This window comes from Subdoligranulum sp. APC924/74, from assembly GCF_003324125.1.
In the GTDB taxonomy this organism is placed as follows: Bacteria; Bacillota; Clostridia; order Oscillospirales; family Ruminococcaceae; genus Gemmiger; species Gemmiger qucibialis.
Genome location: NZ_PSQF01000005.1, coordinates 1 through 26699 on the forward strand (window position 1 = coordinate 1; position 26699 = coordinate 26699).

20 protein-coding genes are annotated in these 26699 nt (G+C 60.3%); 11 read left to right on the top strand and 9 right to left on the bottom strand.

The genetic code is table 11. The annotated features are described in order from the left end of the window. Positions 1-372 precede the first annotated feature (372 nt). The 7 genes from gyrA to dnaA all read right to left on the bottom strand — a co-directional run bounded on the left by gyrA (position 373) and on the right by dnaA (position 10255). Complete coding sequence (gene gyrA, locus C4885_RS02975; protein ID WP_113998928.1) at positions 373-2958, bottom strand: DNA gyrase subunit A; 2586 nt, start codon at positions 2956-2958, stop codon at positions 373-375. 340 nt (positions 2959-3298) lie between these two features. After that, positions 3299-5269: a DNA topoisomerase (ATP-hydrolyzing) subunit B gene (gene gyrB / locus C4885_RS02980; RefSeq protein ID WP_113998929.1), complete on the bottom strand. Its 1971-nt coding sequence runs from the start codon at positions 5267-5269 to the stop codon at positions 3299-3301. A gap of 177 nt (positions 5270-5446) precedes the next feature. Then, complete coding sequence (remB, locus tag C4885_RS02985; RefSeq protein ID WP_113998930.1) at positions 5447-5719, bottom strand: extracellular matrix regulator RemB; 273 nt, start codon at positions 5717-5719, stop codon at positions 5447-5449. Between the two features lie 312 nt (positions 5720-6031). Further along, positions 6032-7126, bottom strand: coding sequence for a DNA replication/repair protein RecF (gene recF, locus C4885_RS02990; protein ID WP_113998931.1), 1095 nt, complete (start codon positions 7124-7126; stop codon positions 6032-6034). Then, entirely contained in the window at positions 7126-7341 is a 216-nt protein-coding gene (locus tag C4885_RS02995) for an RNA-binding S4 domain-containing protein (RefSeq protein ID WP_113998992.1), read from the bottom strand. Before C4885_RS02995 ends, recF begins: the two co-directional genes overlap by 1 nt. Before the next feature lie 4 nt (positions 7342-7345). Continuing rightward, positions 7346-8455: a DNA polymerase III subunit beta gene (gene dnaN / locus C4885_RS03000; protein ID WP_113998932.1), complete on the bottom strand. Its 1110-nt coding sequence runs from the start codon at positions 8453-8455 to the stop codon at positions 7346-7348. A gap of 483 nt (positions 8456-8938) precedes the next feature. Next, on the bottom strand, positions 8939-10255 hold the full coding sequence (gene dnaA / locus C4885_RS03005) for a chromosomal replication initiator protein DnaA (protein WP_113998933.1): 1317 nt from the start codon (positions 10253-10255) through the stop codon (positions 8939-8941). Between the two features lie 688 nt (positions 10256-10943). On the opposite strand from dnaA, the gene rpmH reads away from it, so the two are divergent. From rpmH to jag, 5 genes are all read left to right on the top strand, one after another. Further along, positions 10944-11078 carry a 50S ribosomal protein L34 gene (rpmH, locus tag C4885_RS03010; protein WP_113998934.1) on the top strand — a complete coding sequence of 45 codons (135 nt, stop codon included), beginning with the start codon at positions 10944-10946 and terminating at the stop codon, positions 11076-11078. 242 nt (positions 11079-11320) lie between these two features. After that, entirely contained in the window at positions 11321-11713 is a 393-nt protein-coding gene (gene rnpA / locus C4885_RS03015) for a ribonuclease P protein component (RefSeq protein ID WP_113998935.1), read from the top strand. Continuing rightward, entirely contained in the window at positions 11713-11973 is a 261-nt protein-coding gene (gene yidD, locus C4885_RS03020) for a membrane protein insertion efficiency factor YidD (protein ID WP_207657580.1), read from the top strand. The genes rnpA and yidD overlap by 1 nt, the downstream gene beginning before the upstream one ends. A gap of 314 nt (positions 11974-12287) precedes the next feature. Then, positions 12288-13352: a YidC/Oxa1 family membrane protein insertase gene (locus C4885_RS03025; protein WP_113998937.1), complete on the top strand. Its 1065-nt coding sequence runs from the start codon at positions 12288-12290 to the stop codon at positions 13350-13352. 30 nt (positions 13353-13382) lie between these two features. Next, positions 13383-14495, top strand: a complete 1113-nt coding sequence (gene jag, locus C4885_RS03030; RefSeq protein WP_242979460.1) for an RNA-binding cell elongation regulator Jag/EloR — start codon at positions 13383-13385, stop codon at positions 14493-14495. 264 nt (positions 14496-14759) lie between these two features. Here jag and C4885_RS16385 read toward each other — a convergent pair whose 3' ends face one another. Beyond that, positions 14760-14924: a hypothetical protein gene (locus C4885_RS16385; RefSeq protein WP_158538789.1), complete on the bottom strand. Its 165-nt coding sequence runs from the start codon at positions 14922-14924 to the stop codon at positions 14760-14762. Positions 14925-15382: 458 nt separating this feature from the next. Here C4885_RS16385 and aroD point away from each other — a divergent pair, with 458 nt between their 5' ends. The 3 genes from aroD to C4885_RS03050 all read left to right on the top strand — a co-directional run bounded on the left by aroD (position 15383) and on the right by C4885_RS03050 (position 17508). After that, positions 15383-16153, top strand: a complete 771-nt coding sequence (aroD, locus tag C4885_RS03040; protein ID WP_113998940.1) for a type I 3-dehydroquinate dehydratase — start codon at positions 15383-15385, stop codon at positions 16151-16153. Positions 16154-16541: 388 nt separating this feature from the next. Then, positions 16542-16901, top strand: coding sequence for a helix-turn-helix domain-containing protein (locus tag C4885_RS03045; RefSeq protein WP_113998941.1), 360 nt, complete (start codon positions 16542-16544; stop codon positions 16899-16901). A gap of 175 nt (positions 16902-17076) precedes the next feature. Beyond that, positions 17077-17508, top strand: coding sequence for a hypothetical protein (locus C4885_RS03050; RefSeq protein ID WP_113998942.1), 432 nt, complete (start codon positions 17077-17079; stop codon positions 17506-17508). On the opposite strand, the gene C4885_RS03055 is transcribed toward C4885_RS03050, so the two are convergent. Next, positions 17499-20756: a DUF5107 domain-containing protein gene (locus C4885_RS03055; protein ID WP_242979461.1), complete on the bottom strand. Its 3258-nt coding sequence runs from the start codon at positions 20754-20756 to the stop codon at positions 17499-17501. The genes C4885_RS03050 and C4885_RS03055 overlap by 10 nt on opposite strands. A gap of 137 nt (positions 20757-20893) precedes the next feature. On the opposite strand from C4885_RS03055, the gene C4885_RS03060 reads away from it, so the two are divergent. The 3 genes from C4885_RS03060 to C4885_RS03070 all read left to right on the top strand — a co-directional run bounded on the left by C4885_RS03060 (position 20894) and on the right by C4885_RS03070 (position 26680). Further along, positions 20894-21805 carry an AraC family transcriptional regulator gene (locus tag C4885_RS03060; RefSeq protein WP_113998994.1) on the top strand — a complete coding sequence of 304 codons (912 nt, stop codon included), beginning with the start codon at positions 20894-20896 and terminating at the stop codon, positions 21803-21805. A 137-nt stretch (positions 21806-21942) separates the two neighbouring features. After that, complete coding sequence (locus C4885_RS03065) at positions 21943-24603, top strand: glycoside hydrolase family 2 TIM barrel-domain containing protein (protein WP_158538790.1); 2661 nt, start codon at positions 21943-21945, stop codon at positions 24601-24603. A gap of 19 nt (positions 24604-24622) precedes the next feature. Continuing rightward, positions 24623-26680 (top strand): beta-galactosidase, encoded by a 2058-nt coding sequence (locus C4885_RS03070; RefSeq protein ID WP_113998944.1) that lies wholly within the window; start codon positions 24623-24625, stop codon positions 26678-26680. Positions 26681-26699: the final 19 nt, after the last annotated feature.

Here is a 26699-nt window from a genome sequence, read left to right on the forward strand (position 1 = left end):
GCATCTGCGTTGCCAAAATGCTCGATAATGTCGGGTTGCGGTACCCGCATCGTACATCGGGGACAAAAGCCCCTCGCACTCTGCGACCGCTGCCCCTGCTTCGGTTCGCTGCATCCGCCACTGGCGGCGCTCACCTTTGCAGCATCCAGTATTATCTGCGCTTTTGGCTTAGCAGCTGCCGCACCTCGCTCGCCGTATCGGCACTTAGAATTATGCGGTATTGCCTTATCTCTTCCTCTTCGCTTTCTCCCTGTAAATAAACCCAATAAAAAGGCACAGCCCCCGGTTCTTCACCCGGCGCTGTGCCCTTTTTGTTTATCTTATTCTGTATTAAAGTTTCTTCTTTTCAAAGAAGGAACCTCGTCACTCCAATTATTCTTCGTCCTCGCCCTCAGTGTCCGGTGCGGCGTCCTCAGCAGCCTCTTCGGCGGCTTCGGCTGCGGCAATGGCTTCCAGTTCTTCAGGGGTCGGGTCAGTCTCGCCATCATCCTCCGGCTTGGCTGTTTCGGCGGTGGCATCGCGGTCCACGCGGGCCAGCACGGCTACCTTGTCCTCGCCAATCAGGCGCATCACGCGCACGCCGCTGCCATAGCGGGACTGCACGTTGATGTCATTGGCGTGCATGCGGATCAGAATACCGTCCTGGCTGATGAGGATCAGGTCATCGGTGTCATCCACAATCTTGATGCCTGCCACACCGCCGCGGGTGTAGTTGCGGATGCCCAGACCACCGCGCTTGGTAATGCGGTAGTCATCAATCAGACTGCGGCGGCCTTTGCCGTCCTCGGTGACGGTCAGCACGGTTGCGCCGGGGCGGCAGACGCCCACGCCCACAACATAGTCACCATCACGCAGCTTGATGACGCGCACACCATGGCCTGTGCGGCCCATAGCGCGCGCTCCAGCCTCGCTGAAATGGATGGCGGCACCATCATGAGTGGCCACGATCAGCTCGTCCTCGCCGCCTGTCAGGTGGCACCAGACAAGGGCATCGTCCTCGTTCAGCGCAATGGCGTTCAGGCCGCCCTTGCGGATATTGCGGAACTGGGAAAGCGGCGTACGCTTGATCAGGCCCTGCCGTGTTACCATCGTGATGTAGCTGGCATCCTCGTCCATGTTGGCGGGCTGGCGCATCATGATGGTAACTTTCTCGCCCTCCTGCAGCTGCAGCAGGTTGGCAATGTGGCTGCCCTTGGCGGTGCGGCTGCCCTCGGCTACCTGGTAGCCTTTCAGGCGGTACACACGGCCCTTGTCCGTCATGAACAGCATGTAGTCATGCGTGGAGCCAACAAACAGTTCCTCGGTAAAGTCATTGTCTTTCTGGGTCATGCCGGCCACACCGCGGCCGCCGCGGTTCTGGGCACTGTAGGTGTCCACCGCCGTGCGCTTGATGTAACCTTCATGGGTCAGGGTAAAGACGCAGGTCTCTTCGGGGATCAGGTCCTCAATGTCCACTTCGCCGGAAACCGCCTCAATGGAGGTGCGGCGGTCATCACCGTACTTGTCGGCCAGAGCCGTCAGGTCGGTCTTGACGATCTCCATGGTGTGGGCGTCGTTGGACAGGATATCCTTGTAATTTTCAATGCTGGCGCGCAGCTGGCCCAACTCCTCGTCGATCTTGAGGATTTCCAGGCCTGCGAGACGTCCCAGCTGCAGTTTTACGATAGCATCGGCCTGCGGGTCGTCGAAGCCGAAACGTTCCATAATGGCCGCCTTTGCCTCTGCAAAGCCGCCCTTGCAGGCGCGGATGGTGGCGATGATCTCATCCACAATATCCACAGCCTTGCGCAGACCTTCCAGGATGTGCTCGCGGTCCTGGGCTTTTTTCAGCTCATACGCCGTGCGGCGGCGGATGACCTGGAACTGGAAGTCCAGATAGCGCTGCATCATGGTCTTCAGGCTCATGATCTTGGGCACGCCGTCATCCAGCGCCAGCATGATTACACCCACGGTGTCCTGCAGCTGGGTGTAGCGGTAGAGCTGGTTCAGCACTACCTGCGGGTTGGCGTCCTTCTTGATCTCGACCAGGATCTTCATGCCGGTGCGGCTGGAGGACAGGTCGTTCAGGTCGCTGATGCCCTCAATGCGCTTATCTTTGACCAGGTCGCCGATGGATTCCAGCAGGCGGGTCTTGTTGACCATGTAGGGAATCTCGGTGATCACAATCTCATACCGGCCGTTCTTCTTCTCCACGATCTCGGCACGGCCACGCAGGGTGATCTTGCCGCGGCCTGTGGCATATGCCGCACGGATGCCGCTGCGTCCCATAATCACGCCGCCGGTGGGGAAATCGGGTCCCTTGATGTGCTCCATCAGGCCCGCCAGATCAATTTCCGGGTCATCAATCAGGGCAATCATGCCGCTGACGACTTCGCGCAGATTGTGCGGCGGGATGTTGGTGGCCATGCCGACCGCAATGCCCTGGCTGCCGTTGACCAGCAGGTTGGGGAACCGGCTGGGCAGCATGTGGGGTTCCTTCTTGGTTTCGTCAAAGTTCGGGTCCCAGTCAATGGTATCCTTATCAATATCCGTCAGCATTTCGCATGCAATTTTGGACATGCGGGCTTCGGTATAACGGTAAGCAGCCGGGGGGTCGCCATCCACGGAACCAAAGTTGCCCTGGCCGTCAACCAGCGGATAACGCAGGCTGAAATCCTGTGCCAGACGCACCATCGCGTCATACACACTGGCGTCGCCGTGGGGGTGGTAAGCACCCAGCACAGCACCAACCGTATCCGCAGACTTGCGGTACGGGTGGCTGGGGTCGTTGCCGCGCTCGTGCATCGTGTACAGGATGCGGCGGTGTACGGGCTTCAGGCCATCGCGCACATCCGGCAAGGCACGGGATACGATAACGGACATGGAATAATCCAAAAATGCCGTTTCGATCTCCTGCTTGACATCGCGCACAATGACCTTCGTGCCCGAACCGGGCACCATGATAACATTTTCTTCCATTCAACTCACCTTTCGGATTGTTTCAAAGCCCTTTTGCAAAAGCTTCACCGAAAATCTTCACTCTATCATCAAAATATCAAAAACAAAATTCATCAGCGTCTGGCGGCAGCGGAAATTTTCACCGTAATCCGGGGTGGTAATAGATTGCCCACACGCAGCGGGCGCACAATGTGCGCCCCTACAGGGGCCGCCATTCGCCCTGCCCCGTAGGGAACGGTCTTGACCGTTCCAAAACCTGCGGGCTTTTTGCTCCCTCTCCCCTGCCGCCTTTTCTTTAACCCAAATGATTAAAGTTTTTTGCCAGGCTTTTTTTCAAAAAAGCCTCCAAAAAAGCCGCGAATCAAACGTCCAGACGTGCATACTTGGCGTTGCGCTCAATGAACTCCTTGCGGGGTTCCACCTGCTCGCCCATCAGGATGCTGAACGCCTCGTCGGCGCGCTCGGCATCTTCGATCTTGATCTGCACGATCACGCGGTTATCAGGGTTCATGGTGGTTTCCCACAGCTGGTCGGGGTTCATCTCACCAAGGCCTTTGTAGCGGTTCACCTTGGCGCCCGGCATCTCAGCCGAAAGCTGCTTCATTTCGTCTTCGTTGTACGCATACTTGACGGTGCTGCCCTTTTGCAGCTTGAACAGCGGCGGCTGTGCCACATACACATACCCGTGTTCAATCAGCGGCCGCATGTAACGGAAGAAGAAGGTCAGCATCAGGGTGCAGATGTGGGAGCCGTCAACATCAGCATCAGCCATGATAAAGATCTTGTGGTACCGCACCTTGTTGATGTCAAATTCATCGCCAATTCCCGTGCCCAGTGCCGTCACAACCGGCATCAGCTTGTCGTTGCCGTAAATGCGGTCGGCACGGGCTTTTTCCACGTTCAGCATCTTGCCCCACAGCGGCAGGATTGCCTGGATGTTGGAATCACGCCCCTGCTTGGCAGAGCCGCCAGCAGAGTCACCCTCGACGATGAAGATTTCGGTCTTGGCGGGGTCATTCTCGTGGCAGTCTGCCAGTTTGCCCGGCATACGGTTGCTTTCCAGCGCACTCTTGCGGCGCACCAGGTCGCGGGCCTTTTTGGCTGCGGCACGGGCGCGGGCTGCCTGGGTCACCTTTTCAAACACAGCCTTGGCAACAGCAGGGTTTTCTTCCAAAAATTCGCTGAGCTTGTTGTACACAATGTTGGAAACCAGCGTCTTGATGTAGGTGTTGCCCAGCTTGGCTTTGGTCTGGCCCTCAAACTGCGCTTCCTGCAGCTTGACGGAAACAACGGCGATCATGCCTTCGCGCACATCGCTGCCCTGCCAGTTTTCATCCTTTTCCTTCAGGTAGCCCTTGGCACGGCCAAATTCGTTAAACACGCGGGTCAGCGCGGTTTTCAGGCCTTCCTCGTGGGTGCCGCCCTCCGGGGTGTGCACGTTGTTGGCAAAAGAAAGAATCAGCTCGTTGTAGCTGTCGCAGTACTGCAACGCAACTTCGGCCACAGCGCCGTTGGCTTCGCCTTTCATATAGATGACCTGCGGGTGCAGCGGGGTCAGGTCGCGCTTTTCATGCAGATACTGCACAAAGCTGCGCACGCCGCCCTCATAGCACATGGATTCCTGCGGCGGTACACCGTCGTTTTTCTCAATGCTTTCGGGGCGCTCATCCGTCAGGGTAATGCGCACACCGGCGTTCAGGAAGCTTTCTTCCCGCAGGCGCTTGAGCAGGATCTCATAATCGTATTCGGTGGTTTCGGTGAACATTTCCGGGTCTGGCTTAAAAGTAACGGTGGTACCCGTAGATGCCGCCACACCGATCTTTTTCAGGTCTCCATCCGGTTTTCCGCGCTTGAAACTCTGCTCGTACTCAGCGCCGTCACGGCGCACATGCACAACCAGCCATTCGCTCAGCGCGTTTACAACGCTGGCGCCGACGCCGTGCAGACCGCCAGCCACTTTGTAGCCGGAATCCTCGCCGCCAAACTTGCCGCCGGCATGCAACACGGTATACACAACCGTGACAGCCGGGATGCCCAGTTTGGGCTGGATATCCACCGGGATACCGCGGCCGTTATCACTGACTTCAATGATATTGCCCGGCTTGATGGTCACTTCAATATGGGTGCAATACCCGGCCAGAGCTTCATCGATGGAGTTATCCACGATTTCATAAACCAGATGATGCAGACCGGAAGGGCCTGTGGAACCGATATACATGCCGGGGCGCTTGCGCACAGCTTCCAGCCCTTCCAGGACCTGGATCTGCGCGCCGCCGTACTCATGGTCGGTCGCCGTTTCGCGGTTGGTTTCGGTGATGATTTCTTCTGACATGAACTTTCCTCCCATTTCTTACGAGGTGCGGGGATTTCGGCAGCTTTTTTTCAAAAGCTTAAACCGGCATTTCTGCCGTTATCAGGGTAAAACCTGCCCTTTGGTATATCTGGGGTGCATTTTGTATCTGTAAAAATTATAGACGCTTTTTTGTCCGCCTAACGTTTTTCTGCAGTTTTACTGCCCCATATCAAACTTTGCCGCGCGGTTGCGGATGGCGGCGGTGGATATCTGGGTAATATAAACCGTATCATCGGGGAAATCTGTCAGGACAAAGCTTTTTGGCATACTGCCGCTCACATCCACAACAGCCCCTTCCTGCTGGGCATGCCGCAGGAATTCATCGGTGATCTTTGCCTTCTGGCCCGCATCGGTTGCGGTATCCAGGTCAAACACCCCGATGACGTCCCGCGTATTTACGATAAAATCCTGACCTAAGTGAAGATACATGATAATTAGTAATGAGAAATTAGCAATTAGGAATTGGAGACAGAACAAACTGCCGGGTTTGTCTTTTGGGGATCACGGTTCAGGAATGGGATGGCACTCTGCGCCGCCCTTTGGTCGTCTCAAAATTCAGAAATTTTATTTCCGCATCGCGTCAATTTTTGCAATGTTTTCATTTTGAGCTTTGCATTCATCAGTGCTTATTTTAAGACTGCGTTTTACTTTTAGTTTTCTATTATGATAAAGATGATTAAAAGTTTTTTCCGGTTCCCTTTTTTTCAAAAAAGGGAACAAAATCCCCCGTAAAGCAAAACCTCAACCCTCCCGCACGGTTCCGTGGTCCACAAAGACCAGCTTGCCGTTGGTCCGGGCAAAGGCGGCGGAATCGCAGGTGGTCACAAATGTCTGCTTGTCCTCAATGCGGGTCAATAGATACGTCTGGCGTGCGTCATCCAATTCACTGAGCACATCATCCAGCAGCATCACCGGATGTTCGCCCAGCACCTCGCCCGCCACGCTGGCTTCCGCCAGCTTCATGCTCAGCACCGCACTGCGCTGCTGGCCCTGGCTGCCATAAATTTTTCCCGACTGGCCGTCAATTAAAATTTCCAGGTCCTCGCGGTGGGGCCCCGTCAGGCAAAAGCCTGCCCGCAGCTCGGTGTTTTTCACCTCGCGCAGCTTGGCCGCCAGCGCTTCCGGGCTGCCCGGATCGCAGCAGGGGCAGTATTGGATCTCCAACTTTTCTGCCCCGCTGGAAATATCACGGTAGTTCGCCGCTGCCGCCGGGGCCAGCTGGTCCAGATACCCCGCACGCCGCCGCATGACTTCGCAGCCATAGGTCACAAGCGCTTCGTTGTAGGTTTCCAGCAGAACATCCCCGCCGGGGGTGATGTCATACGCTTTCAGCAACGCATTTTTCTGCGCTACCACGCGTAAATACCGCCGTTCCGCCGCCAGGTAGCCGGGGTACAGCTGGCAGAGCGCGGCATCCAGGAAATGCCGCCGCCCTTCCGGCCCGCCTTTGACCAGGCTCAGATGGTTGGGGTCAAACGCCACCGCCGTAAAAGTTCCTGCGATCGAAGCAGCTCTTCCGCGGTCGGCTCCGTTCAGACGTACCGTCCGGCCGGGGCGCTGGGTTCCTTTAGCGCCAACGGTCAACCGTATTTCCTGGGGGCGGTCTCCCGCTTCAAATGCGGCCTCCAGCACGGCAAAGTCAGCGCCGCGCCGGATCAGCTCGGCGTCCTTTGCCCCACGGAAGCTTTTGCCCCCGGTCAGCAGCCAGACGGCTTCCAACAGGTTGGTTTTGCCCTGCCCGTTTGCCCCGCACAGAACCGTCAACTGCGGGGCGGGTTCCAAAACAGCGGCGGATAAATTGCGATAATCCGTCACTGCAAGGCGGTTCAGCCGCATCAGCAGCCCTCCGCGATCTGAACCTGGCGGCCTTCCAGCTCCACCACATCGCCCGGCACGCATTTTTTACCGCGCATGGTGCAGGGTTCCCCGTTCAGCTTCACTTCTCCGCCCTGGATCAGCTCCTTGGCTTCGCCGCCCGTTTCACACAGGCCGGCAAATTTCAGCAGAGCATCCAATTTGATAAATTCCGTGTGGATTCGTACTTTTTCCATCGTATCAGCCTTCATTCTTAAAGCGTACCGGCAGCACCAGGTAAATAAAGTCTTCGCCCTCCACCGGCAGGACCTTTACCGGGCTCAAGGGGCCGTTGATCTCCAGGCGCAGCTTTTCGCACTTGGAATAGCGCAGCGCATCCAGCAGGTAGCGGTTGTTGAACCCGATTTCCATGGAATCGCCTTCCATGCTTTCCGGCGTAAACTCATCCACCACCTTGCCCAGCGGGGTCTGGCAGCGCACAGTTACTTTATCCGGTGCAAAATTGATGCGCAGCGGGTTCTTCAAACGATCGGTAATAATCAAAGAAGCACGTTCCAGCGTATCAATAAAGCTCTTGCAGTCGATCACAACCTTGGTGCGGCTCTCTTTGGGAATCACGCTCTCATAATTCAGGAACTCGCCCTCGATCAACCGGCTCATGATGGTGTAGCCGTTGGTAGTGAACACCACATAGCGGCGGTTTGCATCAATTTTGACCGGTTCGTCCGGCCCGCCGATGATTTTCAGCAGCTCCTGCAGCGTTTTTGCCGGAATGATAATGCGGATATCGCGGGTGCATTCCACATCCCGCTTAATGATGGCCAGGCGGTAACCGTCCAGAGCCACAACCGTCAGGCGGCCCGGCTCGATCACGAACAATTCACCGGTGTGTGCGGGCTTCTTATCTTCCACAGCGACCGCATAGATGGTCTTTTCGATCAGCTCGCGCATCATCGAAGTCGGAATGGTCATGGTATTTTCGGCTGCCGTGTTGGGCAGGCTGGGGTAATCGCTCGCGTTCATGGCGGGGATCTCAAACTCTGCCACGCCGCCAGAAATAATTGCCATACCTTCGTTATTCAGCTCCACCGATACGGTGCCGGACGGCATACGGCTGACCATGGAGCCAAACAGCTTTGCTTCCAAAACCGTCTCGCCGGGTACCTGAACATTGCACTCAATGTTGGTGGTGATGCCCATTTCCATATCGTAGCCGGTCAGCGTCAGCTGGAACCCTTCGGCTTTCAGGTAAATGCCCTCCAGCACGGGGATCGCCGCGCGGTTGGTGATGGCGCGGGAAACGCCGTCGATCGCAGCAGACAGCAGCGACTTGTCACATTCAAACTTCAATGTTGTCACCTCGTATATAATCACTAAACTTACAGAAAACCGTGAAGCGTCGTAGCCTGGCAGACAGTTCAGAAATCTGAAATATCCGTTTTGTATAATCCTTATTTGCTGATGGGCCTGACGGTGCAGAACACGTAAAATGTCAGGGTAAACTAGATACTTTGATAGTCATAGTAGTAGGCTACGTTGAATCTGTGGAAAAGCCTGAAACCTCCGATTCCGAAGCAATTTTTGAGGACCTGGCTTTCCGCAAAACCTCGTGGAAAGAAAAATCTAAAATGTGGAAAACCTGACCTTTCAACCTGCTCTGTGGAAAATCCATGTTAATTGTTGAAAAATCAGTTGAAAATGTTGAAAGTCTAAAACTGCTGTCGGAACCCGGAATATCCGTTTTGAAAACCCGGAAAAAGCATGGCATGTTCTGCATATTCATGTATAAACATGCAGAACGCCGGGCGTTTCATTGTCAACCTGCAGCATGCATCAGGCACGGATGTTCTTCATGATGTCGTCCACGGTCTCCTTCAGGTGGCGGTCCTTGCCGATGTTCTTCTCCATCGTATTAATGGAGTACACAACGGTGGAATGGTCACGCTGGAATTCGGAACCGATGGCTTCCATGCTCATACCGGTGATCTCGCGGATGATATACATCGACATCTGGCGGGCGGCACTCACATTGGCGCTGCGCTTTTTCCCGCGGATGTCGGAGGGTATCACATTATAGGTGCGCGCCACTTCGTTGATGATCTTTTCAATCGTAACGGGGATGGGCTGGGTATCATTCAGTGTATCCTTGATGGCGGTCGTCGTCACGCCGATGCAGGGGGCAATACCCTCCAACATATAGTAGGCGTTCAGCTTTTTCACTGCGCCCTCCAGCTGGCGGATGTTCTGCTTCAGATGGTTGGCGATGTATTCCGCAACGTCATCAGGCAGATCCAGATTCAGCAATTCGGCCTTGCGCTTGACGATCGCCACACGGGTTTCGAAATCAGGCGGCTGGATATCCGCCGTCAGGCCCCACTCGAACCGGGTGCGCAGACGCTCTTCCAGGCTCTTGATCTCCTTGGCCGGCCGGTCGGATGCCAGCACGATCTGCTTGCCGGCATTATGCAGCGTATTAAAAGTATGGAAAAACTCTTCCTGCGTTGATTCCTTGCCCGCCAAAAACTGGATATCGTCGATCAGCAACACATCGGCTTCGCGGTATTTCTGGCGGAACTGTTCGGTCGTTGCCATTTTGACCGCGGTGATGATCTCGTTGGTAAACTTTTCGCAGTCCACATAGACGATATTGTAGTCCGGATGGTTTTTGTGGATCTCGATCTGAATCGCGTTCAGCAGATGCGTTTTGCCCAGACCGGACGGTCCGTAAATGAACAGCGGATTGTAAGCGCCGGACGGGTTTGCCGCAACCGCCTGCGCCGCCGCAAAGGCAAATTGGTTGGACGGGCCGCGGATGAAGTTTTCAAAGGTGAAATCATACCGGCCCGAGGGCAGGCTGGCTTCATCCATTGGGCGTTTTTCTTTGGCAGCCTCTGGTTCAGGCTGCGGCACAGTGAACTTGACCTCAACATCAAAGCCAAGTACAGCCTTAAACGCATCCTTCAGCAGACCCGTATAACGGTCAGACACGATCTTACAGATAAAATCATTGCGGACTTCCAGCGTGATGCAGTTGGAATTTTCAAAGCTGACCGCTTTCAGCCCGCTGATGTAATACTGGTACGTCGCGTCGGCAGTATGTTCGCGGCAATAGGCTTTGGCCGCGTCCAGTACGTCGTTGAATGAATCCATGGATACTCCCCACTTTTGTGTTAGTCAAGGCAATGCACTGCCGCCCCGCAGGCTGCCGCCCAATTTTTGCAAACAAAACACAAGCCGCCCCCCATTATAAAGTAAGAGCGCCGCATCGTTCCACAAAATTCCGGCTGCATCCGGCAGGGTATTGCTGCACGGCCTAAAATTCTTGGGCAGGCGGGCGGAGCATGCAGCAGCCGGCAGCTGCGGGGAAGATGTTGCCTTTCCCGGTCCGCCAAAACCGCTGTGTCAACCCGCGGAAAGCAGGCCCGAAAGCCCGCTCTGCCGATTTTTAGACACAGAGATACAGATATAGTATAGCATAAATTTACCCCCAATACAATTATAATAGGGTACAATTTTCCACGATATGGGCAATAAAAGTTGAAAATATGGCAAAAAATGCAGGTTTTGAACCAACATTCCACCAAATCCACACCTCACAGCGGGCTCGTTTGCATCTATTTGTCCGCTGGGCCCGCCCGCGCAGAGCGCAAAATCCAATCCTTCGCGCCTGATATTGGATCGCCGCGTGGATTTTTTCGCGGTTTGCTATTGACAAACTTGCCGTCCTTGCGCTATAATCAAAGTCTGCAAGGCTGCCCCTGTATCTACGGGCATTTGCCAAGCGTAAATCGCCAAAAAATGCCCAGTATTGGGGAAACTTTGAAGGAGGGAATACGAAATGAAGCAGACTTTCCAGCCGAAGAAGCGTCAGCGCAGCCGCGTTCATGGCTTTTTGAAGCGCATGGCTTCTAAGAACGGCCGTAAGGTGCTGGCCCGCCGCCGTGCTAAGGGCCGCAAGAACCTGACCGTCTGATTTTTCAGGCACAGGTTTCGCAAACACATGCAAACAAAGGCTGCTGATTTCTTGTCAGCGGCCTTTTTTGCTAGGATGTACTGGAAAAAAGCCAAAATTTGGAGCATTTTCACAAAGGCAAACCCGTTTTTTCGGCGTTTTGCCTTGGCCTATAACAGTTCCGGTGCACCATCCATTCTCACTCCCTGCACGTATTAAGCCGTGCAGGCCATACAATCCTACCATGCCGGAGGAACCCCGCCATGCGCTATCGAACCCTGACCAAAAATAAGGAATTTTCCCGCATTTATGCCCGCGGCAAAAGCTATGTTCACCCCAATCTGGTGCTGTATGTGGCCAAAAACCGGCTGGGCTATACCCGCATCGGACTGACCGCCACTAAAAAGGTGGGCCATGCCGTGCAGCGCAACCGTGCGCGGCGCATTATGCGCGCAGCACTTTCGGAACACCTCTCGCAAAATATCGGCGGATATGATATAATCTTAGTAGCGCGTGCCCGCACGCCCTACCTGAAAAGCACCCAACTGAGCAAAACACTGGCGGGCCTGATGCGCAAAGCCGGCCTGCCGGATAAAGCTGCCGCGGTGCCGCAGCAGCCAGCGGCCAAACCGCAGCCGAACGGTGCACCGGAGTGATCAGCCGGGTGCTGATTGCCCTGGTGCGCGGCTACCAGAAGGTCATTAGTCCGCTGCTGGGGCATAACTGCCGGTTTACCCCAACCTGCAGCCAGTATATGATCCAGGCTATCCAGGTGCATGGCCCGGCCAAAGGCCTGCTGCTGGGCCTGTGGCGCATTCTGCGCTGCAACCCCTTTGGCAAGTACGGCTATGACCCCGTGCCGGAAAAGGGGCGCTGGATGAACCCAGAGCGGAAGCTGTTCAGAGAAAAGCGATAAGGCTGAATTAAACTAAATTAAACTAAATTAAAAAAGAATAAAGAATAGAGAATAATGTTGGTGGACCGCTGCGCCGGAACGGCGCAGCTCAAAAAATTAGGGTTCTGCCGAGCCAAAACCCGCAGCAGAACTTTTAGGATGACCTTATCCCTAATATTCCAAAATAAAGGCACCGCAGGTGCCAACCACCATGATTCATTATTCTTTCTTAATTATTCTCTATTACTCTCGCCTCTCATGTCTTCTCACCGCACGGCGAAGACCTTCTTTATAAAATAAATGCCCTGCGTGCGGGCAGGGCGGAAGGATAGAATATGGGATTCCTCGCAATGATCCTGGGACCGCTGATGCGTATGCTGTATCAGATGATCCCGAACTTCGCCGTCACGATGATTGTTTTCACCGTGATCATCAAACTGCTCATGCTTCCGCTGATGATCAAACAGCAGAAGTCCATGGCCAAGATGTCGGTGTTTACACCGATGGTCAATGAAATCCAGCAGAAGTACAAGAACAACCAGGAAAAAATGCAGGAGGAAATGGTCAAGCTCCAGCAGGAGTATGGCTACTCCCCCACTGCAGGCTGCCTGCCGATGCTTGTCAATATGCTGGTCCTGTTCGGCATGGTGGAGGTTGTTTACCGCCCTGTGCAGTACATTCTCGGCATCCCCAAGGACGCCATCAGCGCCGCCTGCACCGCACTTGGCATTGCTGCCAACGGCGCAGCGGCCCAGACCGGCCTGATCGAAGCAATCCACGCCGGCCTTGCCAGTGGTGTGGATACCGGCCTGACTACCGAGCAGCTCAGCTCCATTGCCAACTTTAACACCAGTTTCCTTGGCATGGATATGTGCACCATCACCGGCTTCAGCTTCAGCCTGATCATGATCTTCCCCATCATCGCTGCGGTTACCATGTGCATCTCCCAGGTGCTCAGCACCAAGATGTCCGGCCAGCAGGCCCAGATGCAGGGCAGCATGAAGGTCATGATGTGGGGCATGAACATCATGTTCGTCTTCATGTGCTTCCAGATGCCTGTCGGCTTCTCCCTGTACTACGGCACCTCCAACATCTTCATGATGCTGCAGACCGTGCTGACCTACAAGGTGTATAACCCCGAAAAGTTCAAGGCTCAGTACGAAGCCGAAGTTGCCGCCAAGCGCGCCGCCAAGAAAGAGATCAAGACCGTTACCGTCGAAGAAGGCGGCAAAAAGGTCGAAAAGAACGTCAACAAGCGTCAGCTGGACCAGATGCGCCTTGAATACGCCCGCAAGCTGGATGCCGAAAAGTACGCCAATGACCGTACCGTCCCCCTGACGGACGAGCAGCGCGCCGAGATGGAAGCCCAGAAGGCCCAGAAAGGCAAAAAGAAGAAGTAAGACCGCCCTATAAAGAAGGAGGTAGTAATCATGCGTGAATATGTTGCAACCGCCAAAACGGTGGAAGAAGCCATTCAGCTGGGCTGCGAAGCGCTCAGCGTTGACCGTGACGACCTGGGTGTGAGCTATGAGATCCTGGAAATGCCGCAGAAAACCGGCTTCCTGGGCCTGAAAGTGACCCCTGCAAAAGTAAAAGTTACCGTGGAAACTGCCGATACCGAGCCGGAAACCACGCCTGCTGCCCCGGTGGCTGCCGCTGAACCCGAACCCGCCCCGGCAGAAGAAGTGGCCGAACAACCCGCGGCAGAGGATGCTGCCCCGGCGGAAGCCGAGACCCCGCTGGATATTGCCGCTGACCCCCGCCTGCAGGCTGCGGTGGATTACCTGACCCCCATCTTCCACCTGATGGGCGTGGAGGAGTTCACCTTTACCGCAGGCAAAAAGGGAGAAGCTACCATTCTGCATGTTGAGGGTGCCCACCTGGGCGCACTCATTGGCCGCCGCGGCGAAACGATGGAGAGCCTTTCCTATCTGGCAAGCCTGGTGGTCAACCGGATGGAAGGCCCTTACGTCAAGCTGGGCATTGATGTGGGCGGCTACCGCAATAAGCGCGAAGACGACCTGACGGCCTTGGCTGTGCGCATTGCCAACCGTGTGATCCGCACCGGCTGCTATTACGAGATGGAGCCGATGAACCCCTACGAGCGCCACATCATCCATACCGCTGTGGCTGAGATCGAGGGCGTACGCAGCGAGAGCAAGGGCGAAGGCCCCGACCGCCGCGTGGTGATTTATTCCACCGACCCCAACGCCAGCAACCTGCCGGATCGTGATGCACCGCGCGGCCGCCGCAGCGGCCCCAACCGCGGCAATCGCAATGGCCGCAGCTTTAACGGCAATCGCGGTCCCCGCAACGATAACCGCCGCGGCGGTGGTTACCGCGGCAGCAGCAGCCGTCCCCCGCGTGATAACCGCGGTGGCAGCCGCAATGGCGGCCGCGGCTATGGCCGCCCGTCCAGCGTGCCGGAGCGCGAATTTGCCAGCGCCCCGCGTGATCCCAACGCCCGCCCGCAGGCCCCGGCCCGCACCGCGCGCATCCATGATGGGGATGATTTTGATATGTTCGGCAAGATCGAACTGTAAGATCCAGCGCAAAATCAGCATTTGAAAAAGAGCAGCGTTTTTGCCATGCGGCAGAAGAAACGCTGCTCTTTTTGTACAGATAAAAACGCTGGAGAGATTACAGGAAACGATCGGACAAAAGCTGTCCAACCCCCACAGTGCGCCATTTCTCGCTTTGTTCCGTGTTGCGGGCAGGCAAAAGGACGCTCTGGCAGGTAATGGTGTGCTGGAACAACGCCATAAACCGGGTGAACACAATGCTGACCACGATTTGTAGCAGGTCAATCAGCCGCCCGGCCCCTTGATCACGAACTGTGCCGCAACCGGAATGTGGTATACGATCAAGGTCAGGTTGGCAAAATCCCGTCCGGTCCCCTGGCTGACGGTGCATGGTACCGATACAATGGCCGATGCCCCCAGCCTGTCAATGCCCAGCGCCAACAGGACCATCCTGACAGATAGATCCCGAAGCGGGCAGCATGCTGCGCTTTCATTCTAAGGCAACACCGCACAATTCCCGCCTTACGGCTTAAGCACCGCTCCGGCGGCTGCGGCACGGCCTCTGCCGCACCTCGCTCGCCGTATCGGCACTTAGAATTATGCGGTATTGCCCTAAAGCTCTCCTTGCTTTATGCGCTTGTAAAACAGTAAAATCGTATTTTTGTGGAATAGGTATAATGTTGGTCATTCCGTTTGTTCCGCATCGTTATAAGTACGCTGCTTTCTGATAAAGTTTTTATTATAATACTGACCCACGCCGGGAACAATGTACGCCCCCGGCGGCTGCCAAAGCCCCGTGCTGTGCGCGGGGGCTTTTTCTTGTGCCAGCCGCCGCCTTGTGCTACAATACTGGTGTATTTTGCAGCGGCATTGCCCGCTGCCCGTGGAACATTGAAGGAGGAACCCCCATGCCTGCCATTACTGTGCGCGGCGTAACGCTGCTGCCCCCGCGGGATGCTGCCCCGACCAACTTTAAGATCCTGGTATCCGTTATGGCCAACGACCTTTCCAACGCTGCCGCCGCTGGGGCGGCTGGGGACGTGGTAGAGCTGCGTTTGGATGCTCTTTCGATATTGGATGCTCCTAACGTGCAAAACGTGCTGTGCGCCGCCCGTGCCGCCATTGGGCAGGACGTTCCTCTACTGGCCACCATCCGAACCAAAAAAGAGGGCGGTCTGGCTGATCTCACCGATGCCGCATACGGCGAACTCGGCACTGCTATCTGCCACAGTGGCCTGGCGGATCTGCTGGATGTCGAAGCCAGCACGGCTCCGGCGGTCATTGTTGCCATCCAGCAGCAGGCGCGGGAAAGCGGCGTAAAAACCGTGTTCAGCAGCCATAACTTTGCCGAGACTCCGCCCACCGAAACGATGGTCAACACCCTGACTGATATGGTCCGCCGCGGGGCAGATATCGCCAAGCTGGCCGTAATGCCCCATACCCCTGCGGATACCGCCCGCCTGCTGGAAGCCACCGCCCAGGCAGCCCAAGCCACAGGGAACGATACCCCGCTCATCACCATGTCCATGGGCCAGCAGGGGATGGTCAGCCGCATCTGCGGCGCAGCGTTTGGCAGCTGTGCAGGCTTTGCCACGGCAGGTGTTTCCAGCGCACCGGGCCAGCCCGCCGCCCCCGCCCTGCGCACGGCGCTGGACGCCCTGGGTGCCATGCTGGGTTGAATCGTCCTGAAAAAGCAAAGGCAACACCGCACAATTCCCGCCTTGCGGCTTAAGCACCGCTCCGGCAGCTGCGGCACGGCATCTGCGTTGCCAAAATGCTCGATAATGTCGGGTTGCGGTACCCGCATCGTGCTTCGGGGGCAAAAGCCCCTCGCACTCTGCGACCGCTGCCCCTGCTTCGGTTCGCTGTTTCCGCCACTGGCGGCGCTCACCTTTGCAGCATCCAGTATTATCTACGCTTTTGGCTTAGCATCTGCCGCACCTCGCTCGCCGTATCGGCACTTAGAATTATGCGGTATTGCCCAAAGTCCAAAATGCAACTTCCCGTTGCTTGGCAAACGCAGCCCGCTATGCTATCCTACGGATAAAAGATAAAGGAGGCAATGCCATGGAAACTAGGCAAGTTATTTTGCAGCTGCGTACCGCCAAAGGGTTATCGCAGGAAGAACTGGCCGCAAAAGTATATGTGACCCGCCAGGCCGTGTCCCGCTGGGAAACCGGATTGTCGGTGCCCGATGCCGGGATGCTTGTCCGCATCGCCGGGGCGCTGGACACGACGGTGAATGATCTTCTCGGCGAGGAGGAGCCGGAACAGGGCCGGGACCTGGCCGCCGAGCTGGAAGCGCTCAACCGGCAGCTGGCCGAGCGGGAGGAACGCAGCCGCAGGCGCTGGCGGGCCTTCTTTGCGGCGGTGGGAATCCTGGCCCTGTGGGGGGCCGTGATGCTCGCCGCGGGCCTGATCCGGTAGCTGCCGGCACAGCTTCTTTCCGGTGCGCCGGTCATCGGCGGCGCCGACAGGGCCACCGGCATCTGGGTCGTCCGCCCGTCGGGACCGTGGCTGCCCCTGCTGCTGACGGCGGGCGCGGGCCTGGCGGCGGTGGCGGGACTGTGGAAGACCCGGAAAAAATAGAAAGGAGAACGCGATGAAACGAGCGGCAATCCTGCTCTGCCTGCTGCTCCTGACGGGGTGCGGCAGCGACGCGGTGCCGGCCATCGAGGAGGAGGCCTGGCAGATGACCACCGTCCAGAGCACGGCGGACAACGGGGCGATCATCGCCTGTGCACCCGGCGAACCGGGCGCCCCCGACACGGCCGAGCGGCTCACGCTGGTCTGCACGGCGTCGGACGGGGTGCTCACGCTGACCGACGGGACCAACGACCGGCAGTATGCGGGAAGCTACCGGCTTGAGCAGAGCGACGCCGGGTCCGCGGTCTACACCGTCACGGTCGGACAGACCGAGGGGATGGCCGTCACGGCCCTGACCCGCTATGCCGACGGGAGCAGCCGCCCCACGCTGATTCTCACCCTGGACGGATACGCGCTGCACTTTTTCCCGCAGGACGATCAGGCGTGACGCAGCGCGCCCTGGTCGTCGGGCTGAAGTTCGAGAATCCCGGCAAAGAGTTCCGCCGCCTCGGAGGTCCGGCCCAGACCGGCGCAGCCCAGCGCCCGCAGATAGTTGCAGTACTGGCGGTTGCGCAGCGCAATGTCATCGGCAAAGACCTCGATCTCGGGCAGCGAGACCGCAAAGAAATCGTAGGCCACCGCATCGAACAGGTGGGTTTCCCCGTAGGTCAGCAGCTTGTGGAAGGCCTTGCGGGCGGCGGCTTCGTTGCCCATCGCACGCTGGGCAAGTCCCTGATAATAGATGAAATCCGACGGCTGGTCGTTGTAGTAGAGCACCCGGCCGGGCTCCTGCGGACCGGAGGCGGCGCGCAGGAAGGCGGCGGCCGCCTCGGGTTCGCGGCCCATCGCCCGCAGCGCGACGCCCTGCCAGTAATCCGCCTCGTTGTCCGGGACGTTGGGCAGTTTGCCCTCGCCCAGGGTATCGGGGTAGGTCTTGCTCTGCTCCAGCAGCTGCACGGCCCGGTCATTCTCGCCGCGGTTCAGGCAGTCCTTGGCCAGACGGATCAGCGCATACCGGTACTGGGCGCTGACCTTGCCCTCGCCGCCCTCCCAGGGGTGGAACCGGCGGGTGAGCAGAATCTGCAGCGCCTCCTCACAGCGGCCCTCACAGTTCAGCAGCGTGACATACCGCAGCATCAGGTCGTCCCGCTGCTCCACGAGCGCGAGGTTCTCCTCCAGCAGCTGCAGCCGGGCGGCGTTGGAACGGCCCAGCCGGGCGGCCAGCTGGTCGTATTCCAGCAGCAGGCGCGGATAGCCGGGGTCCAGCCGGCGGGCCTGCTCCATCTCCCGCAGGGCGGCGTCGGCGTCGCCCTGTTTGTTGTAGCGCGCAATCGCCAGGTTGCGGTGTACCAGCGCCTGGCCGGGGTCCTGCTGCACCGACGCTTCCCAGTGCGCTATCGCGGCGTCCGCCTGCTTCTTGTCGTACAGCAGGCAGCCCAGCAGGGCATGGGCCCGGGGCGCCCGGCCGAGCAGACGGATCGCGTATTCCAGAATCGCGATCTCCTCCACCCGGTTGGGATAGCACCGGGGCGCCGGCAGGTGTTCGGCGCGCAGACAGCAGGCGCGGGCCGCCGCCTCGTCCCCGGCCAGCCCGTGCAGATACCCCTCGTAGTAGGACGGCATCGGGCTCTGTTCGGGGCAGGCCTGCAGGATCTCCACCGCCTCCTCCAGCAGCCCGGCCTTGGCATAGTGCAGCGCCAGGTCCAGGTAGTTGTGCGCCTCCTGCCGCATGACGGTGCGCCAGACCTCCGGCGTTCCGGTCCGGCGGGATTCCTCGTACAGGCAGCCCATCTGCAGCGGGTCAATGGCCAGACTCTCGGCAAGCAGGGCGGTGTTGTCCCGCCCCAGATGCCGCAGCAGCGCGGCTTTCAGGCAGCGGCCGTTCATGTTGTGCCAGTTGCGGACCAGCGACAGCCCGACAAACTCCAGCGCCTGCTCCAAATTGCCGCGCTGCGCTTCCAGACAGGCCAGCCAGTAGAACCCGGCACTCTGGGTCTCGGCGCTCCAGGTGGATTTGTAGAAGGCGTCGTAGGCTTTGCGGTGCTGGCCGTCCGCCTCCAGCGCCAGCCCCAGATGGAAAAAGCACGCGCCCTGGTAGGGGTTGGGGTTCTTCCAGGTCTGTTTCTGAACGGCCTTTTCAAAACAGGCGATGCTCTGCCGGATCTGTCCCTGGCGGAAGAGCAGCAGCCCGTAGCCGTCGTTCAGCCGCAGGTCGGTGGGGTCGCGGCGCAGCCCTTCCCGGTAATAGTCGGCCGGGTCGCGGGTGGCATGGCGGTACTGTTCGAGATGGGTCGCCGCCAGATACAGTTCCTCGGTGGTGCGCAGCTCCTCCGGCGCGCCGAGCGGCTCGGCGGGGGCGGGGATGGGCCGCAGTTCCGGCTCATACATCCGGTAGCGCACCAGGGTGCGGTCCCCGGCCTCCACCGTGACCTCGCAGTCGTGCAGCGTGCCGTCCGCGGCAAAGTCTGCCCCGAACCAGCCCTGCGGCGAGAGGTCGGCGCGCGCCTCATACAGGCAGTCCCCGCCGCGCTGCACCCGGATCACGGCGCCGGGCTGTTCCCCGGTGACATAGACCCGCACCTCGCCGCGGCCGTCGGGAAGAAGCTGCAGACCCACGGCGGCATCCCGGGTGGCGTTGCCCACCCGGCCCACCCCCTTGTAGGGCAGGAAATACTGGACAAAGGTCTTTTCCTCCTGGGGCTTGAGCCAGGAAAAATCCGGCTGATTGTCGGTGAACACGCCGGTCATCAGTTCAATGTACGGCCCGTCCGCGTCGGTCAGGTTGCGGTCCCAGGCGCGGCCGAAATCGCCGTTGCCCCAGGTCCACTGTTTTTTGCCCGGCGCCACATGGTGGTCCGCCACATGAAGCAGCCCGGCCTGGCGGGATTCGTCGTAGTTGCCCACAAAGTCAAAGTCCGAGTGGGCCGCCATGTAGGAGGTCGGGACCGGCACGTTCTTGTAGCGCGAGATGTCCACCCCCGCCGAGTAGTCGCACTTGTAGTATTCGCCGGTCGCAATCGGGAAGGTCGAGACCGCGCGCCTGCCGTGGTCCATGACGGCGTTCACGTCGGGCGGAAAGACCGAGTAGGTGTGATCGTTGACCGGCACCGCGGGGTTGGCCCACCACAGGAAGGTCTGCGGCAGGTCGGTGGGATTGTACAGCCGGCCCCGGATTTCCAGATACGCCTTGCCGGGGTACAGGCTGATTGCGGCCATCCCCTTGGTGCCGTACATCTTGTCGGTCTCGCCGACATAGACGGTCACCGAGCCGTCGTCGTGCTCGGCCACGCGGTAGTCCACCGGCGAGAAGGTGGTCGGGCGGTGATGCTGCGGCCAGTTGAATTCAATCCCGCCCGAAATCCATGGCCCGGTCAGCCCCACCAGCGCCGGTTTGACGACGTGGTTGTAATAGACAAAATCATAGCCGTTGGTCTTGTCGAGGGCGCGGTGAATCCGTCCGCCCAGTTCGGGCAGGACCATGACGCGCAGATACTCGTTTTCCAGCCAGACGGCATGGTAGGCGACCTCCCGGCAGACATCCGACACCTTCTCGGTCACCGGCAGCGGATAGACCTTGCCGGTGCTGCCCTGGTAGGCGCGTTTTTCAATGAAAAGCGGATATTTTTCCGGCTCGGCGGCTGGATAGGTCGGAAGAAGAACGGTCTCCTCCCAGATTTTTGCGGCGTGGTTCATCATCAGCAACCCTCTTTCCTGGCAGGGCGGGCTTTCCGCCGCGCCCCGATGCTCCCATTGTACCGCGGACGGCCGGCGGGAAAAATGGCTTATTCTCAAAAATGATGGACAATCTTGCACGGCGGCGCTATACTGTGCGTATGGAACTGCAGATTGAACGAAAACCCGACGGCTTTGCGGGGGAGACCTACATCGTCCTGCCCACCGAAGCCTTCTCGGACTATATCGGGCATCCGCTGGTGCGCCGTCTGTATCTGACGGACGCCGGCTTCTTTCCCCATGCCGCCCACCATTACCGCGAGCGCAGCGAGGGCATTGAGGAATACATCTTCTTGTGCTGTACCAGCGGCCGCGGCGTCGTGGAGGTGCAGGGCCGGACCTTCCCGCTGCGGGACAACGAGGCGCTGTGCATCCCCCGCCTCTGCCCGCACCGCTACTGGGCCGACGAGGAGGACCCCTGGAGCCTGCTCTGGGTGCATTTCCAGGGCGAGGACTGCGGCTATTACCCGCTGGACCGGCCGCAGGTCTGCCGGTTTTCGTCGGCCGGGACGGTCCGCCGGATGGAATTCCTCTTCAACCAGCTGTTCCGCACGCTGGAACAGGACTATACGCTGGGCAATTTCATCTACCTCTCCCAGCTGCTGGCGCTCATCCTGGGCGAAACCTACGCCCGCCGGCAGGAGGACGGCACCACGGCCCGGCAGAACCGGCAGGTCACCCGGGCCGTGCGGTATATGTACCGCCACCTGGACCGGGAACTCACGCTGGCGGAACTCTCCGCCGCGATGGGCACCTCCCCGAGCACCCTCAGCGCGGTGTTCCGGCAGTGCACCGGCCATGCGCCGATGGACTTCTTCACCCGCCTCAAGATGAAGCAGGCCTGCCGGATGCTGCGTTCCGGCGGGGAGTATGTCTACGAGGTCGCCCGGCAGCTCGGCTACCGGGACCCCTACTATTTCTCGCGGGCCTTCAAGAAGGTGATGGGGGTCTCGCCGCGCAGCTACCAGAACGGCCTCGGCCGGTCCGACCCGCCCGGGGACGAGGAAACCTGACCAACGGAACCTTCCGTTGGTTCTTTTTTTGCCGCGGACAAAGCAAGATTGTCCATCTTTTTTCAGGATTTGCCATTGGCGGCGGCGCACCGCCACGGTACAATAAAACCAAAACCGTACAGTGGGGGAGAATGACGATGCAGACAACGATGGATCTTTCGGGCCTCTGGGAAGTGCGGCTGGGCGACGGGGCGCCGGCCACGGTGCATCTGCCCGGCACGCTGGAGGAAAACGGCCTCGGCGAACCCGAAACCCCGGCCCTGGAAAGCCGGCTGACCCGCCGGTTCCGGTGGGAGGGCGAGGCGGTCTTTTCAAGAGAGGTGACGCTGCCCGACCACCCCGGCCGGCGGCTGATCCTGGAAGCCGAGCGCGCCCGGCAGCTCCGGCTTACGGTGGACGGGCAGCCGGTCCCCACCCTGCAGGGGACGCTGAGCACCCCCTACCTGTTTGAGCTGACCCGCTGGGCGGGGCGCCGGGTGCGGCTCTGCCTGCTCTCGGACAACCGGTATCCGGGCTGGCCGCGGGAGGAGATTGTCCATGCCTCGGCGGCGACCGACGAGACCCAGACCAACTGGAACGGCCTTCTGGGTCGGCTGTGCGTGCACAGCGTTGCGGACTTCTGGGTGCGGTCGGTGCGGGTCTATCCCCACGGCCGGACGCTGGATGCGGCGGTGGATCTGGCGGTGCCCCGGCAGGCGCTGGACGCGGTCGGCGACGGCGAACTGGTGCTGGAAGGCCCCGCCCTGGCCCGGCCGTTCTGCCTGCTCCGGCGGGACTGGCAGCCGGAATCGCTGCGGCAGGGGCTTTGCACCCTCTGGTGCCGGGATCTGCCGGTTGCCCCCGAGGCCCCGCTGTGGGAGGAAGCCTGCGGCGCCCTGACGCAGATCACGGCGTCGCTCGTGCTGGACGGCAGGACGGTGTCCCGCGCCCGGGCGGACTTCGGCCTGCGGACCTTCGGGGCGGACGGGGGACGGCTCACCCTCAACGGCCGGGTGTTTCTGCTGCGCGGGGAGGCCAACTGCTGCGTCTTTCCCGAGACTGGCCACCCGCCCATGACGACCGGGGCCTGGCGGGAGGTTCTGGGTCGCTACCGGGCCTACGGGGTCAACTGTCTGCGGTTCCATTCCTGGTGCCCGCCCGAGGCGGCCTTTGCGGCGGCTGATGAACTGGGAATGCTGCTCCAGCCCGAACTGTCCGACTGGAACTGCACCAACGCGCTGGAAACCCCGCACAGCGCCGCATATTATGAGGCGGAACTGCGGCAGATCCTCTTCTGCTACGCCAACCACCCCTCCTTTGTCATGCTCACGCTGGGCAACGAACTCTGCACCGGCGAGGAGGGACACCGCCGGATGGCAGAGCTGGTCCGGCTGGCCCGGCAGCTGGACCCCACCAGACGGTATGCCGGGTCCTCCAACGGCCAGTACGGGGAACAGGGATATGACGGCGTCAGCGACTTCTACACCGCGGCGGCGTATGGGGACCGGATGCTCCGCGCCACAAGCTCCCCGATGATCGGGCATCTGAACCGGTGCCGGCCCGGCACCCGGCAGAATTACCGGGAGGCCGCCGCCCAAACCGGCGGGGTGCCGGTGTTCGGCTTTGAGGTGGGCCAGTACGAGAGCTGGCCGGATTTTGACCAGATTGACCGGTTCCGGGGCATCACCATCCCGGAAAATCTTCGGGCCATCCGCCGCCGTGCCGAACAGACCGGGGCGGCGGCATACTGGCAGGCGGGCGTGCAGGCCAGCGGGGAGCTGGCGCTGCGGTGCTACCGCGAGGAGGTCGAGGCCGTGCTGCGCACACCCGGAATGAGCGGGCTCTCGCTGCTCGGCTTGCAGGATTTTCCGGGGCAGGGGACGGCGCTCGTCGGCATGATGGACGCGCACCTCACCCCCAAACCCGCCGACTTTGCCAGACCGGAGCGGTTTGCGGCCTTCTTTGCGCCGGTGGTGCTGCTGGCCTGCTTTGACCGCTATACCTACGAGGCCGGCGAGTGGTTCACGGCGGATCTGCGGGTGGCCAATTACGGCCGGCAGACGCTGGCGGGGCCGCTCTGCTGGCGGATTGCCGAAGGCCGGACCATCCTCGGACAGGGAACGCTGGACGCCCCGGCCGGATGGCCGGCGGGCGGCCTGCGGGAGGCGGGCCGTATCCGGTGGCAGATGCCCGGCGATGCGCGTCCCCATGCCCTGACGCTCGAACTGTCCGCCGGGGACCTCAACAGCCGCTATCCGCTGTGGAGCTATCCCTGCGCCAAGGCCGCACCCGCCGTGCTGCGCCGCCTGACCGAGGCAGACCTGCGGCGGATCGAGGCGGGGGCCAGTGCCCTGATCGACCTGCCCGCCGACGGCACGGAATGCCCGGCGTCGGTGCGCTGCCAGTTCAGCACCGATTTCTGGTCGGTGGGCACCTTCCCGGAGCAGGAAGGCACGATGGGGCTGCTGATCCGGGCGGAACACCCGGCCCTCAAGGACTATCCGACCGGGACCGCTTCAAACTGGCAGTGGTGGACCCAGTCCCACGGCCGGGCTTTCCGGCTGCCCCGCACGATCGAGCCGGTCGTCCGGGTGCTGGACAGCGTGACCCGGCTGGACAACCTGGGCCTGCTGTGGGAGGCCCGGCTCGGGAAAGGCCGGCTGCTCGTCAGCGGCATGGACCTTGCGGGGCACCTTGAGTTCCCCGAATGCCGCTACCTGCTGGAATGTCTGGCCGCCTACCTCGACGGACCGGCCGCCCCCATGGCCGCCGTCACGCCGGAGGAGCTGCGCCGGCTGATCCGGGTATCGCCCCGGTAAGATCCCGACAAGGAGAATTATGATGCACGTTGAATTTGAACCCTATCACAGATCCGAAATCCTGCACGGACACCTGCATCTGGGCGGGAGCAACCCCGGCGGGGAGCGGATCGAAGTCAACAGTCTCTGCCTGACCCGGGGCGGACAGCCCTGGCTGCCCGTCATGGGCGAGTTCCATTTTTCCCGCTGCGACCCCGCACAGTGGCAGACCGAGCTCTGCAAGATGAAGGCGGGCGGCGTCACGATGGTCTCCACCTATCTGTTCTGGATTCACCACGAGGAGCGGGAAGGGGAGCTGCGGTTCTCCGGCCGGCTGGACGTGCGCCGGTTCGTGCTGTGCTGCCGCAGGGCCGGGCTGGATGTGGTGCTGCGCATCGGCCCCTGGGCCCACGGCGAATGCCGCAACGGCGGATTCCCCGACTGGCTGCTGCACAAGGGCATCCCGCTGCGGCAGAACCACCCGGCCTATCTGGCGCTGGTCCGGGCATGGTACCGCAGCATCTACCGGCAGGTCCGCGGCCTGCTCTACCGCGACGGCGGGCCGATTGTCGGCATCCAGCTGGAAAACGAGCTGGTGGACAACAGCGACCATCTCGCGGCGCTCAAACGGATCGCGGTGGAGGAAGGGTTCGAGGTGCCGCTCTACACTGTCACGGGCTGGAACGCGGTCAGCGGGGCGCGCATCCCGACGGCGGAGGTGCTGCCGGTCTTTGCGGCCTATCCCGACGCCCCCTGGACCCAGCACCGCGATCCGCTGCCCCTCTCGCCGCAGTATCTGTTCAACCCCACCCGCAACGACACGGCGGTGGGCGCCGACCTGCTGCACACCGCCGCGCCGGACGGCTGGCAGCTGCCCTATGACCGTTACCCCTTCGCTACCTGCGAGATCGGCGCGGGCCAGCAGTCCACCTACCACCGCCGGGTGCGGATCTCCGGCATGGACGCCTACGCCCTCTCGCTCGTCAAGCTGGGATGCGGCAACAACCTGATCGGATATTATATGTACCACGGCGGCACCAACCCCATCGGCCGGGACTCCACCCTGCAGGAATCCCGCGCCACCGGCTACCCCAACGACTACCCGATCCTCAACTATGATTTTGCCACGGCGCTGAGCCAGTACGGCGAAACCCGCCCCCAGTACCGGTGGCTCAACCTGCTCCATCTGCTGGCCGCCGACTTCGGCCGCGAACTGGCCCGCATGGAATATGTCAGTTCCCTCACCCATCCGACGCCGGAGGACCGGCAGACACTGCGCTGCTGTCTGCGGACGGACGGAACCGCCGGCTTCGTCTTTGTCAACCATCACCAGCGGCACGCGGCGCTCTGCCCGGTGTCCGATGTCGTGCTGGATACCGGCACGGTGTGTTTCCCGCCCATCACGGTGGCGGGGGACCTGGCCTTCCTCTTCCCGTTCGGGCTCTCGCTGGGCGGCCGGACGCTGCGCTGGGCCACCGCCCAGCCGATCTGCCGGTCCGGCGATACCTGGTTCTTTGCGGCCATCCCCGGCATCCCGGCCCGGTACCGGTTCGCGGACGGCACGCTGGTCACGGCCGGGCAGGGAATCGCGGTGCAGACGGCGGGTCCGGTCCGGCTGGTCACCCTCCCGCTCGGGCAGGCGCTCTGGCTGCGGCGGCTCGGCCAGCGCATCGTCCTCGGGCAGGGGTGCGACCTCTACGAGGAGGACGGCACCATCCGCGCCGTGCAGCCCGGGAGTTTCCGGTACCTGCTGTGGCAGGACGACCACTTTGTCCCGCGGGAGGAAACGCGCTCCTTCACCCCGGCGCAGCTCACCATGACCCCCTGCCCGGAACCGTTTGCGCCGCCGTATGAGGAGGAACTCTGCCTCGGCGGCCGGGTGCCCCGCCATTGGTACCGACTGGAGGTCTCGGGCAGCGAAGGGTTCCTGCGCTTCCCGCAGCGCTGCGATGTCGCGCAGATCTATGCCGACGGGGCGCTGGCGGCGGACAATTTCTACAACGGCGAGCCGTGGCGGGTGCCCGCCTCGCTGCTGTACGGCCGGCAGTGTTATCTGGTCATGACGCCGCCCTCCGATGCCGTGTTCATGGACCCCTGACAGCAAAAACCGCCTGACC